At 35.3% G+C, this 13372-nt stretch carries 12 protein-coding genes and 1 tRNA gene; 5 read left to right on the forward strand and 8 right to left on the reverse strand.

Translation table 11 applies throughout. From position 1 onward, the window contains the following. Nucleotides 1-23: 23 nt before the first annotated feature. Both EKM64_RS01930 and trpS read right to left on the reverse strand, forming a co-directional pair. Complete coding sequence (locus tag EKM64_RS01930; protein WP_125675029.1) at nucleotides 24-1040, reverse strand: LacI family DNA-binding transcriptional regulator; 1017 nt, start codon at nucleotides 1038-1040, stop codon at nucleotides 24-26. Nucleotides 1041-1126: 86 nt separating this feature from the next. After that, nucleotides 1127-2143, reverse strand: a complete 1017-nt coding sequence (gene trpS, locus EKM64_RS01935; RefSeq protein WP_125675031.1) for a tryptophan--tRNA ligase — start codon at nucleotides 2141-2143, stop codon at nucleotides 1127-1129. A 284-nt stretch (nucleotides 2144-2427) separates the two neighbouring features. Here trpS and helD point away from each other — a divergent pair, with 284 nt between their 5' ends. Together helD and EKM64_RS01945 are read left to right on the forward strand one after the other, a co-directional pair. Further along, on the forward strand, nucleotides 2428-4692 hold the full coding sequence (gene helD / locus EKM64_RS01940) for an RNA polymerase recycling motor HelD (RefSeq protein WP_125675033.1): 2265 nt from the start codon (nucleotides 2428-2430) through the stop codon (nucleotides 4690-4692). Between the two features lie 88 nt (nucleotides 4693-4780). After that, nucleotides 4781-5284 carry a GtrA family protein gene (locus tag EKM64_RS01945; RefSeq protein WP_125675034.1) on the forward strand — a complete coding sequence of 168 codons (504 nt, stop codon included), beginning with the start codon at nucleotides 4781-4783 and terminating at the stop codon, nucleotides 5282-5284. Nucleotides 5285-5502: 218 nt separating this feature from the next. Here EKM64_RS01945 and EKM64_RS01950 read toward each other — a convergent pair whose 3' ends face one another. Continuing rightward, nucleotides 5503-6168 carry a CPBP family glutamic-type intramembrane protease gene (locus EKM64_RS01950; protein WP_125675036.1) on the reverse strand — a complete coding sequence of 222 codons (666 nt, stop codon included), beginning with the start codon at nucleotides 6166-6168 and terminating at the stop codon, nucleotides 5503-5505. Nucleotides 6169-6287: 119 nt separating this feature from the next. Next, entirely contained in the window at nucleotides 6288-8135 is a 1848-nt protein-coding gene (locus EKM64_RS01955; RefSeq protein ID WP_125675038.1) for a collagen-binding domain-containing protein, read from the reverse strand. 232 nt (nucleotides 8136-8367) lie between these two features. Here EKM64_RS01955 and EKM64_RS01960 point away from each other — a divergent pair, with 232 nt between their 5' ends. Next, nucleotides 8368-9087 (forward strand): VIT1/CCC1 transporter family protein, encoded by a 720-nt coding sequence (locus EKM64_RS01960; protein WP_225420928.1) that lies wholly within the window; start codon nucleotides 8368-8370, stop codon nucleotides 9085-9087. A gap of 189 nt (nucleotides 9088-9276) precedes the next feature. Here EKM64_RS01960 and EKM64_RS01965 read toward each other — a convergent pair. Both EKM64_RS01965 and EKM64_RS01970 read right to left on the reverse strand, forming a co-directional pair. After that, a tRNA-Thr gene (locus EKM64_RS01965) sits at nucleotides 9277-9350 on the reverse strand. 51 nt (nucleotides 9351-9401) lie between these two features. Beyond that, nucleotides 9402-9923 carry a DUF308 domain-containing protein gene (locus EKM64_RS01970; protein WP_125675040.1) on the reverse strand — a complete coding sequence of 174 codons (522 nt, stop codon included), beginning with the start codon at nucleotides 9921-9923 and terminating at the stop codon, nucleotides 9402-9404. A gap of 116 nt (nucleotides 9924-10039) precedes the next feature. Here EKM64_RS01970 and EKM64_RS01975 point away from each other — a divergent pair, with 116 nt between their 5' ends. Next, nucleotides 10040-10693, forward strand: coding sequence for a metal-dependent transcriptional regulator (locus tag EKM64_RS01975; RefSeq protein WP_125675042.1), 654 nt, complete (start codon nucleotides 10040-10042; stop codon nucleotides 10691-10693). A gap of 121 nt (nucleotides 10694-10814) precedes the next feature. Here the strand turns inward: EKM64_RS01975 and EKM64_RS01980 are convergent, their stop codons facing one another. Continuing rightward, nucleotides 10815-11153 (reverse strand): carboxymuconolactone decarboxylase family protein, encoded by a 339-nt coding sequence (locus EKM64_RS01980; RefSeq protein ID WP_125675044.1) that lies wholly within the window; start codon nucleotides 11151-11153, stop codon nucleotides 10815-10817. 130 nt (nucleotides 11154-11283) lie between these two features. On the opposite strand from EKM64_RS01980, the gene EKM64_RS01985 reads away from it, so the two are divergent. After that, the gene (locus EKM64_RS01985; protein WP_125675046.1) at nucleotides 11284-11811 is read left to right on the forward strand and encodes a GNAT family N-acetyltransferase; all 528 of its coding nucleotides are present in this window, start codon (nucleotides 11284-11286) and stop codon (nucleotides 11809-11811) included. Nucleotides 11812-12575: 764 nt separating this feature from the next. On the opposite strand, the gene EKM64_RS01990 is transcribed toward EKM64_RS01985, so the two are convergent. Further along, on the reverse strand, nucleotides 12576-13364 hold the full coding sequence (locus tag EKM64_RS01990) for a DUF975 family protein (protein WP_125675048.1): 789 nt from the start codon (nucleotides 13362-13364) through the stop codon (nucleotides 12576-12578). Nucleotides 13365-13372 lie beyond the last annotated feature (8 nt).

Raw genomic sequence — 13372 nt, forward strand, 5'->3', positions numbered from 1 at the left:
GCAAGCGTTTTCTTTTTTATTTTCTAATTATTTTCTTTAACTGAGGAACGTAAATGTATCTCTGGGCGATATCTAGTAACCTTTATTTCACTCTTAGGGTCATATTTATCTTTGATAATTTCTAGTAATAATTTCGAAGCCTTTTCTCCAATATCTGTAATTGGTTGAGCCAGTGTAGTGATCTCTGGATCAAATAAGCGAGCAAAACTAACATTATCAATACCGACTAAAGACAACTCATCAGGAACAGATATATTATGTTCCTTGACCCACATCAAAACAGTCTCCAAAAGAATATCATTAGTGATAACCAGTGCCGTTGGTCGATTGCCAAGGTTCATTAATTCGTTCAGTCTTTCATTGACTTCTTCCAATTGACAATTGATGATATATTTTGGATTTTCAGTAATATCATTTTCTTTCAAAGCCTGACTATAACCCTCCAAACGTTCAACACGAGTAGTAATGTCATCGCCTAATGGAAAAGTTAATATAGCAATTTTCTTATGATCTTTATCAAGCATAATTTTAGTCGCATCATATCCGGCCGCCTTATTATCAAGCAAAACACTTGGTATATCAACACCCTTTAGCAAACGGTCAACAAATACTATCGGAATTTTTTGTTTATGAAGAGCTTCATAGAAATCTTTATTTTCGTATGTTGGAAAGACAATTATTCCATCGATTTGACGAGCAATAAAGGATTCGATCAATTCTCGTTCTTTTTTAGGATCATCATCGGTTTTTGCAATAATAACCGAATATCCCACTTTTTGAAAATAGTTTTCAATGGTAGCAAGCAATTCTAGTGAAAATCTGGATGATAAATTGGCACAAATAAAGGCAACTACATTAGTATTTTTTTGCTTCAAACTTTTAGCAATTTGGTTAGGGTGGTATTCTAACTTTTCAATTGCTTCGGCTATTCTTTGACGCGTGGTAGTGCTCATATATTGATAGCGTTTATTCAAAAATTGCGAGACGGTACTCTTTGATACTCCTGCTTCAAAAGCGACGTCATTAATTGTGGGCTTCATTTTTTCTCCTCAAATTTAAAACACATCTTTTAAAAAAACATCCCTATTACTCAATTTGAATAAGGATGTTTTTTGATAGATTTTGCTTATTTAAAATAATCGACTCCGATAGCACTTCTAACTTCTGAAAGGGTTTGGTTAGCCACTTCGTTAGCTCTTTCACTACCCTTTTTAAGGATATCATAAACTGCTGGTAAATCCTTTTCGTATTCAGCACGACGTTGACGAATTGGCTCTAGCAATTCTTGCAAGACATCATTTAGGTAACGTTTTACTTTAACATCTCCCAAACCACCAGCTTGATATTGTTCCTTCAATTCAGCAACTTTAGCTTGATCAGTGGCAAAGGCATCTAGATACGTGAAGACTGTGTTTCCTTCAATTTTGCCGGGATCTTCAACATGAATATGTTCTGGATCAGTATACATTGACATAACTTTCTTAGTTACCTCGTCAGCGGAATCTGACAAATAGATACAATTACCCAATGATTTACTCATTTTGGCATTACCATCGATACCAGGTAATCTCCCTTGTCCCTTAGGTGGAAAGACACCATCTGGTTCAACAAGAACATCTTTTTTGTAAGTACTGTTAAAAGTACGAACAATTTCTCTAGTTTGTTCCAACATTGGTTCTTGATCATCACCAACTGGTACAGTATCAGCCTTAAAAGCAGTGATATCAGCAGCTTGACTGACAGGATACGTTAGGAATCCTGCAGGGATGCTCTGTCCAAAATTCTTTTGTTTTATTTCTGATTTAACAGTTGGATTTCTTTCCAAACGTGAAACTGAAACAAGATCCAAATAATACATTGTCAATTCGTTTAAAGCTGAAATTTGTGATTGTACTAAAATATTTGTTTTGGCAGGATCGATCCCAACCGATAAGTAGTCAAGTGCAACTTGAATCAAACTGTTACGAACTTTTTCAGGATTTCTAGCATTATCAGTGAATGCTTGCATATCAGCAATCATGATAAACATTTTGTATTTACCTTCGTTTTGTAATTTAACACGGTTCTTCAATGAACCTAGGTAGTGTCCGATGTGAAGTTTTCCTGTGGGACGATCCCCAGTTAGAATTGTATTTGTTTTCATAATTTCCTCCTAAAATTAGCATAAAAAAAGCGCTCTATTGAAATTATCAATAGGACGCTTGCACGTGGTGCCACCTGTTTTGTAGAATTATCTCTACCACTCTACGGCTGTAAGGTGACCACCCATTCCATTTCCTAATTCAAGGTCGATGACTCTTGCAGACTAGAAGTCATTCTCTGATTCAACTTACTTGAAATAGTACTTAAAAATGCTTATGCTTTAGTATACTCTAATTGCTTATAGCATAGTGAAAAACAGACAAATTGTCAATGTGAGGGACGTTAATGACAGTTAATGAAACAAAAGAAGAAGAACAACAACGAGTTTATCAAATCGCTGATAAAATCGCTGATAAAATTGAACGCGCCACCGAAGGTCTAGCGAAGGCTCATACAGAAACTAGTAAGATCGAGCGTAACTATGGCGAAAATACTAAGGTCAATACTTTTGAAGTCGATGACCAAATGGAAACCAATGCTTCTGTTCAACAGCAAAAGCAGTTGGTCTCTCTAGCAGTTGAAAATGAAAATATTCTCGAATCAAACAAATTAAAATTAGAAAACCTACAAGGTTCACCATACTTTGGACGAATCGATATCGTTGAGGATGGTGAAAAAGATACACTCTACATTGGTACTTCAACCTTGCAAGACGACGATGGGGAATTTCTGATTTACGATTGGCGTGCACCAGTATCAGGAATATATTATAACGGTACACTTGGAAATGTCAGTTACCCTACGCCAACTGGAACAGCTCAAGTTGACCTTAAAAAGAAACGTCAATTCCAAATCGTTCATAATAAAATCAGAAATATGTTCGATACCAATGAAACAGTTGGCGACGAAATTCTACAATCTGTCCTTAGTGAATACAACGACGAATATCTTCAAAGCATTGTAGCAACGATCCAACGTGAACAAAATACTATCATTAGAGATACCAAATCAGATGTTCTCTTAGTTCAAGGAGTTGCTGGAAGTGGTAAAACATCTGCTATTTTGCAGCGTGTTGCTTATCTACTTTATCACAGTCGTTCAACTTTAGACGCTGATAAAATAATTTTATTCTCACCTAACAGACTCTTCAGCAGCTACATATCTGAAGTTTTGCCAAGTTTAGGTGAACGCAATATGCGTCAGGTCACTCTCAATGAATTTATTGCCTTGCGACTAACTGGTATTCAAGTGGAAACACTGTTCGAACGTTATGAAAAAGATGAACACAATCTACCTGAAACCACTATCAAGATCCGCTTATTCAAAGAAAGTTCCGAATTCTTAGATAAACTGGAACAGATCGAACAGTCTAATGAAGATCATACTTTGTATTTTGAAGATGTCATATTTGAAGGAAAACCTTTTTTTACTAAAGAAGAAATTGCTGACATCTATAACTCTAAAAACAAAGCCTACAGTATCCCCGACCGTTTTCTCAAAACTAAAAACACTTTGATAAAACGGTTAAAGGAACGAATTCATGAGGATCGTGATGAGGATTGGGTTCAAGATGAAATTGATAATCTTTCGGATGAAGATTTCCAACAGATCATTACTGATAATAATATTGAAGAATCAACTAATCAACGTTCTATCATCGCTGAAGAATTCTTACGTGACCGTTACGCTCCGATTTATAATGCTTTGATCAATAATTATTTCTTTGATCCCTATAAAGAATATGTCTTCATTCTAAATAATCTGAAACAAGATCTAGTTTCGGATAGTGTCTGGAACACTATGGTTGAGGCAATTGATCACAGTGTCGAAGTACATAAACTAGGATTAAGTGATGCCGTAGCAGTTCTTTATCTGCGTAATTTTATTACCGAAAGCGGCATTAATCGTAATATTCAACATATCTTTATTGATGAGATCCAAGATTACACAATGGCCCAACTAAAGTATATTTCCAAATCATTCCCTAACGCTAAATTGACCCTTTTAGGTGATAAAGCACAGGACATTTTGACAAGTTCATATCGTAATAAGGATTTGATAACTGGTATCCATGAATTATTTGAGGATAAAAAAGTTACAACGATAACCTTGAATCAAAGTTATCGTTCAACAGCTGAAATAACTAATTTTGCTAAAACTCTTTTACCTAATGGTGACGAAGTTAAATCATTCTCTAGAAAAGGTGAAGATCCAGTTGTGAAAGTCTTCGATAATGAAAATAGTTATTATGAAGGTCTGAAACAGGCCGCTCGTAAACTCAACCAAAAATACGGAACAGTTGCGATATTAACTAGAAATCAAGCCCAGGCCGAACAAGTCTACGCCCACTTTAGTGACGAATCATTGATCACTCTAGTTACCGCTGACTTCCGTTCTATTCCTAAGGGGATTCTTGTATTACCGATCTATCTCGCTAAAGGATTAGAGTTTGATGCCGTCATTGGTCACAATATCTCCGGCCAAAATTATCCTGATGCTAGAAGTCGTGATACTCTTTATACAATTTGTACTAGAGCGATGCACAGCTTGACATTATGTGCAGAAAAAGATTTATCTCCACTATTGGGTAAAGCAAAAGTAACTAATTAATCCGTTTCAGACAACTAAAATTTATACTAAACTCGATAAAAAGGTTTAATATAATGTATAGGCTCTAAACTTAGGAGAGATGAATATCATGAATAAAAAAACAGATCTTGAAGAAAGTTCACTAACAAAAGTTATTGATGACATTTCAGAAGGTCTTAACGATGCTGGAACTGTTTTTAATTCGGAAGAAACACCAGTTATTGAAGAAAGCACCGGTAAAGAAGCCGTTAGATATCTACTTTGGGGATTACTTTCAGTTATTGTAAACTTCGGAGCATTCTTCATTTTCTATCGAGTAGTACATCTTAATTATCAGTTTGCTAATGTTATTGCCTGGTTTTTAGGGGTTCAATCCGGTTTCTGGGTTGATCGTATCATTGTTTTCCGTCACAAATCAAATACTGCTTTTAGAGAAATGTTGGCTTTTTATGGAACTAGAGTTTTAACTTTCTTGATTGAATCAGCAACCCTTTGGATCGGAATTTCTCTTCTTAGTGCAAATGGTACTGGTGCCAAAATTGTCGGTCAGTTGTTAGCAATTATCGGTAATTATGTTCTATCAAAATTCTTTATATTTAAAAACAAAAACTAACTAAAAAAAACTCCTGAGAATTTTTCTCAGAAGTTTTTTCTATTTGACCATCTTTATAAAAATAAAGGTGGTCTTTTTTGTTGAATCATACCAACAAGGTACTCAGGTAATAATGTCGTATTATAACTTGAAACGATTGATCTGATAATCATTCTATCACCTCATTAGCTTTTGAGTACAGACTAACAGGTGAATGTAAATTTTTAGTATAGCAAGTCCTAAATTAAAATTGTACCGACAATAGCACTGATAATAGCAACTAACATAGCCATTTTTTCATCCTTTGTGTACAGATATGTCAGCGCCATACACCAACCCAAAGCCATATTCATGAAGAATTGAGTCACTGAACCAGGTAAAGTAATTGCTCCCGCGATCACACCACTAAGGACGATACCGGCAACGGCATTCCCTGATGTACTATTTCTAAAGAAGTAGTTAAAAAAGAATCCTGTTTGAACCATCTGTTGCTGGACAGTAATGATCAGCACATTTGCTACCAAATTGAATAAGAATACTTTCTGATCAGAGCTTGCAACATCGTCATTAACAAACTGTGGTAATTTACCAGTGACTTGCAAGTAACTAACTGCTAGTCTCATTGCACAAACTAGAATAACCATTAAGGCAACAAATCCGATATTAGCAGTTAATGACTCCACGAATCCATCGGGATTATCGACAAATGATCTTCTCTCTCGCAGATATCTCCGCACCATCAAAAAAGTTAAAAATAATCCAACAATAAAAAAAACAGCAGCAAGAGTATTATTCAACCCTTTTTCAGTTGCAACAATATTCTTTAAGGCAAGTGTTCCGACAGCAAAAACGATCCAGATCAAATATCTGATAAAGTCGGTACTTCGAGATTCTCCTACGCGCATAATATATCTTCCAATCAATGAATTTTCTTAGTAATTATATCACACGCCGATTGGCTATCAGTTAGAGCTTAAGATTTAACAAAAAAAGTTGATAAATTTAATTATCAACTTTTCATAGCTTAGTTACCTTTACGTTTCTTATATCCAAACATTCCGACAATTGCTGCCAGAGCAATTCCTAGAATACTGATTAACCCAGTTGACTTCATCCCGGTTTGTGGGAACGTAGGACCAGTTGTCTTATTTGAATTTGAAGTGGCCGCATTAGTTTTACCAGTTATCAAATTCTGATTATTTTCAGATGATTCATTTGTGATTGAACCACCTGGAAGTAAGCCGTTTGAATCTTCTTCATTGGCCTCTTCATCTTTATCTCCATCATTCTCACCTGGATCTGTTGGTTCCTCAGGGTCTGTTGGTTCCTCAGGGTCTGTTGGCTCTTCAGGATCCGTTGGTTCCTCGGGATCTGTTGGCTCTTCAGGGTTTGTTGGTTTCTCGGGGTCTGTTGGTTCTTCGGGATCTGTTGGATCAACACCAATACCAGGTAAATCTATATCCCATTCACCAGGTAAAGTCACTGGTGTTTCATATTCGGTTTCTTCATCAGAGTTATCTTGAAGATCCCATCTGTGCGTTTCGGCATTAACATTAACTTTATCAGCAACTATATTACCATCAAGATTTTGATTAGCATTGATCGTTGCTTCCGGAGCTAAAATACTACCTTGAAATGGGCGATCTACATTAATCGTTCCACCATAAATTTTGTTACTGGCTTCACTGTTATAGAAATTCCACAACAAATGATTATCACCAAAATATTCAGTCTCTTGGTTAGGACGCTCTTCATCTGAATCATCACTTGGATCAGGACGATCAGTATTATTATTATAAATGACTTTGATCTGTGAACTTATATCAAAATCGTCATCACCTTCAGTATCAACATTGATGATAATTGTTGTACCGGTTTCTTCATGTGACAATCCAACAATTGTCAAAGGTGTTCCTGAAGTTAAAACATCTTTCGATAAATTGATAACAATTTGATTTTGACTATTAGGTTGCATTTCTCGTAAATTGATCACACGATTATTTTGATCAGGAAAATCAGATGCTTTAACCTCAACATTAGGATCCATCAAGGCATATTGTTCTGATTTTATATCCAAATTAGCAAATATTTTAGCAAAATCGATATATGTATTACCATCTTTATCTTCATATTTCTCTGCATCGGTTAGATGATCAATATCAGTCCCGTCAACATTGGTACGATTAGCGTTAGAAACATCTACTTCAACATTGTCACCAAAGACAACCTTATTAGTTCTGGTATCTCCACCAGAAACAAATGAACTATTGGCTATTTTATTAATATTTTGAATATATGAAATATCTTTATCCAAAAGTTCTTCTTTAATATTAGTACCGAAGTTAACATTACCGTTTAAAGTTCCAACCGCAATATTACCGTTAGTATGGGCATTTAGGGTTGCCTCATTAGCAAAAATATGGAAATAAGCTGCATAATCTAGCAAATTATTAACAGTTGGATGATCGTCTTCAACATTTCCACCGTTTTGTACTGCATCATTAGAAGCATAGGTTACTGGTGCTTGGGTTGATTGCGTTGCCGGTGCAGGTGTTGTACTACTATTGGTTGGTGCTTGTGCAATAGCTTGAGTTTTTGTTCTATAATTTCTCAATTGAACGTTTTGATTATTAGTAGGTTGTGCTGGTTTGATTTGTGACTGTTGTGTTTGAACCGGTTGATTTTGAGAACCAGCATTAGCACCATTATCCGTATTACTTTGATCAGCATTATTGGTAGAAACAGTTACATTTGCAGCTGGCTGTGTTGAATTAACATCAGCATAAGTATTATTAGAAACTGTAATAAACGAAAGAACCGCAGCACTTGTTGCCACACACGATAGTGCCCATTTACTTCCTTTTTTAGTCATTGGATTTGCCCCCCTAGACAAAAAAACATTTATAAAATTTAATAATCGAATAAATTATCACTCTACAAGCAATGACTGTCAAACCGGCATTTTTGATAATTAATTTTTAGAATTAATGAATGGAATACAAATTTATTCAACTACTTTATATAGTAATTATTCCAATACTATTTGAAAACGCTTCTAAAGACTCTATAATGAGAGTAATTAATAGTTTTTAGGAGATTGGGTTATGAAAAATGGAATATCCTTGGGCACATTAAAAATGCAAAAATTGACCAGTAATTATCGGCTATCGGAAAAATTGAATATTATTAGAGCCGGTGTTTTGGGAGCAAATGATGGTATCATCTCAGTTGCCGGAATCGTACTCGGTGTTGCTGGAGCTAACCAAGGACAGATGGCTTTACTTATTGCCGGACTGTCAGGTATGTTTGCTGGAGCCTTTTCAATGGCTGGTGGTGAATACGTTTCAGTTAGTACTCAACGGGATACCCAAAAAACAATGACTAAATTACAAGAAATGACATTAAATGAGCATCGTGATGAGGAAACTGACCTTTTAACACAAAAATATATCAACGAAGGGCTTTCCCCAGAATTAGCCTCACAATGCTCTAAAGAATTGATGAGATCTCATGGATTAGAAACAACATTGCGTAGCAAATATAATATTGAATTGCACCACTACTTTAATCCTTGGCATGCCGCGATCTGCTCTTTCTTTTCATTTATCTGCGGAGCCGTTTTGCCACTGATTTCAATAACGCTTATCCCTGACCCTTATAAAATAGTTGGAACCATGTTTGCTATGATCTTAGCATTGATGGGAACTGGCTATATTAGTTCTAAATTAGGTCATAATAATTCCTTAAAATTTATTATCCGAAATGTTATTACGGGTAGTTTAACAATGTTAATAACTTATTTGATCGGTGGAACTTTGGGTTAATGGTTTTTATTACTGTGTATTGTTTCAAACTTGGTCCGCGGTTAGACCGTTCTTATCGTTATTAACTAAGTAAATATTACAACTAAAAAATACTCCTTAATTTACACATTATTAAAATGCATAAAATTAAGGAGTATTTAATATACTAAACATATTCCAGTTGGAACATTTGAGTAATCGAACCGCAAAAGCCGTCTATCGGATTTGAACCGACGACCCCCACCTTACCATGGTGATGCTCTACCTATCTGAGCTAAGACGGCATATCTACCTCTTATTTTATCAGATAAGATATTTTTGCAAAATACTTTTTACTAAAATGCCTCAATAATTTCAGCAATACCAGTAGCAAAGAAAAAGAATGCCAACATAAAGACAATAACTCCTCCAGCTAGAACCGGATTAAACAATAACACTATGGCAAAAATAAGGTTCAAAGTACCCACGATAACAATTAACCAATAATATTTTTTCCCGAAGAAATGATAAAATTTAGCGGTAAATAATTGAAACCCTGCGTCTAGTAAGAACCAAATAGCAAACATGTATACCGTTATCACCACACCCACGTTAATATGGGCAATAAAGATAATACCAATAATAATATTAGCAATCGCCGAGAGAACAGTCCAACCACTATCTGATCCTAAATAGCGGCCCATCTGTGAACCGAACCAAAGTTGATAAACACCTCTCAAAACGGCCGCAAAGCCAATGATATAAGCAATTGTTGAAAGACTATTCAATGGATACCAAGTTACTAAATAACCAACATACAGTGACAAGAATCCAAATATAAGCCCCAACCAATCTATTTTACGTTTTGGTATGTTCATTGATCCTCCCCCTTCCTATATCAATTATTTTAACATTATTGATCGACCAAAAATTTCAATCTGCGTTATAATTAATTAACTAATATAGAATTTAGTTCACACGAAAGGTAAAAAAATTGTCACCTAACAAAGAGAATTATCTTAAAACTATTTACGAGTTGAATTTTGATTTTACAAAAATTACCAACAAGCGTATCTCAGAAATTATGAATGTCTCTGCACCTTCAGTTACGGAAATGCTCAATTCATTAGCTAGCGAGGGTTATTTGACACACTCACCATATAATAAGATCACTTTGACGCCTAAGGGAAATAAAGTCTCAGAAAAATTGGTCAAAACTCATCGTTTATGGGAAGTATTTTTACACGACTGCCTAAAATACCCAGTTGATAACGTTCATAATCACGCTGACGCCTTGGAGCACTCATCAGATGATGATTTAATGACACAGTTGAACGACTTTCTTGGTCACCCTCAACGTTGCCCTCACGGTGGTATTATCCCGGGTAATGGTCAAGGGGAAACTGACGCTGACGATAAACTATTGAGCATGGTTAAAGATGGCGTCCATGTCCAAATCGTTCGTATTTCTGATAATTATGACTTTCTACAATATTTTGGTAGTCTAAGTTTAGAAATTGACGATACGATCAGAATTATTAAACATGAAAAATTTGACGATTCTTTAGTTGTCGAAAAAGACGACGGTACCATGTTGACTATTGGTGCTAAAGCAATCGACTACATTTTTGTTGAAGAAAGAAAATAAACAAAAAAGCACATCCATTCATCTGCCAACGACAGCAAATTAATGGATGTGTTTTTGTTTTAAAATTACTTTAAATAAGTTTCAAGAGCTTCCTCGTTCCCTTTGCTTATTTATTTGGAGTCTATTTAAGAAGTTCGTCCATAGCTTCAAGTGCCGTTCCACCATAAACATAGGCTGGACCACCGCTCATAAGGATCGCAGTATTGACGGCTTCAACAATTTCTTCTCTTGTTGCACCAGCTTCAATAGCGTTGTTCAAATGATCTAAAATACAGCCCTCACAACGAATCGAAATTGCCACACATAGGCACATCAATTCCTTGTTTTTATGTGAAATTGCACCATCTTCCAAAGCAGCGGAGTGCATAGCTAAAAAATCCTTGCCGACTTCACCGGATGCTTTAGTCAAAGTTCCATAGTTCTTCTTGATTGAATCCAAACGATCTTGATACTTTGCCATTCCCCTTGCCTCCAAGTAGTTTTAAATTTCAAATATATGTTACCGCTTTCAAATTAAGAAAACAAAAACGTGAAAAATATAACTTGTCAGTTATACTAGAAGTAAGAGAAACTTTTATTGGAGATAGATCATGTTAATTTTAGATGAAAATAAAACAAAAGCTGATATGAAACAAATTGAACGTGTTTATAAGGAGAATTTTTCCCAAGATGAACGTATTCCCCTCTGGCTTTTTAAATCCAGATCAAAAAAAGAATTTGTCAGATTGTTCAGTATATACAATGAATCACAATGGATTGGCTTCACATATGTTATCAGAAACAAAGATACCGCTCTAGTTCGTTACTTGGCCATTGATCAAAAATTTCAAGGACAAGGATTCGGCGGAAAGGCTCTAGAGCAGCTAACTAGAACCTTCCACAAGAAGCATATTTGTTTGATGGTGGGACCTTTAAAAGAAAAACAGTCACAATATCGTCAATTCTATTTGGATCATAAATTCGAAAAATCTAATTTTATGTTGAAGAAATCCAATGCTCTTTACGAGGTGGTTCAGTTCGGCGACAAATTGACTGGTATGGAATTAACGCAAGCATTAGACAAGTTTAACGGCCCTCTACTAAAGTTACGTTCACGGACACAAGTTATTAAGATGTAATATTCCTCCTACGGTGAAGAGGAAAGTCCACACGCTGTGGAACCGGCCTCAGCCAAGGTCTGATGCCTCGATTTGGAGCTTTGCTTTCGCAAATCTCTAAATCGTTCATTCCGTAAGAACGACATAAACCATCGTCCTAACGGAATTATCACCGCTGGCAAACTTTCCTCTCCACCTTCGGCTAGATCTGTTTAGTACATTTAGACAACAATACAATTTTTAATCCAATATAAATTCCAAATAAATATCTCGCAAATATACGATATTGCCGTGTATCCAAAAAGTTAAAACTTTTATTTAGGCTATTGAAGCCGTTAGAATTCGAACGATGAAAGATAGCCTAATTTTTTTGTATTCTTTCTTCATTATAATATTGAATCAATTATTTCAATCTTTTTATCGATTGTAATTTTAGTTACAAAAATACCCTCAAAGTTGTTCTAACTTCGGGGATATAGGTCATTATGTATACTACGGGATTTTTTTTATTATCACTTACATAACTTAGCCAGATAGTTAAAATAATGGAATCCGTTGTGAAAGTGGAGTTCTACTCCACTAACGATTTTGAAATTTGCGTAGCAAAGCTCAAAATCGAGATGAGAGACCTTGGCTCGAATCGGTCGCACAACAGATGGAATTATTTTAACTAGCTGACGGAAATTCAACAAATTACACACCAAAATACCCCGCAAATATACACTATGTATACTTACGGGATATTATTTTTTTTATGATTACTTACATAACTAGTTGACTGAATATTATTCCTTACTCTCAGTTATCTTCTGATAAAATGCAGCCAATGTAAGTTGTTCATACGGATGCAACCAGATCGATAATAGCTCGGAAGTCATAAGGTTCAAAATTTCCCATAAGAAAAACTCAATACCTAACAACAACAGCGAGAATTTATAGCCTCTCATCAATCGAGAACTGCCATTAAAACTACTAAAGGCAGAACGAAGTGACCACTTATCGGTGGTATTAAGATTATCCTTAAAGACTAAAAAAATTTGAGAAAACATCAACATAAACCAAATTCCTGGAATAATGTAGATCGCTAATCCCGCTTCAACGAAAAATCCTAAAATAACTAATAGCATTACTACGGGGAAGAAGTATTGAGAACTGAATACTTGCAAGCTTCCCTTCAAGGCATTGATCTGTAGATCCGGGTTTCTCATATAGTCAACTAATGCATATGAAACCCCAATACAGATCATTAAAAAAAACAGTGTAAACGCATAAATTGCTAAGCTTGTCGCTGGCGTCAATGTCAGGACGTATTTGGACGCGGCTTCTGGGCTGGAAGACATTTTTTGCATTATTTTGGTCAATTGTTCAGTGGCCTGTTGAGTATTACTGATATTTATACCTAGGTTTGAAAACCATTGTGTATAAATTTTAACCATAAAATACATCCCAATAAAGCGCATGATAATTGGGAAAATATTCAAAGCAATATTTTCTTTAATATCCTTACGAAACGTTTGTCTTGCTTGTTTTCTAACTTCTAAAAGTGAAACTTTCCTATAATTGGTGTTATTCATTAATATCC

Origin of the sequence: Companilactobacillus keshanensis (assembly GCF_003946205.1) — a bacterium.
Taxonomy (GTDB): domain Bacteria; phylum Bacillota; class Bacilli; order Lactobacillales; family Lactobacillaceae; genus Companilactobacillus; species Companilactobacillus keshanensis.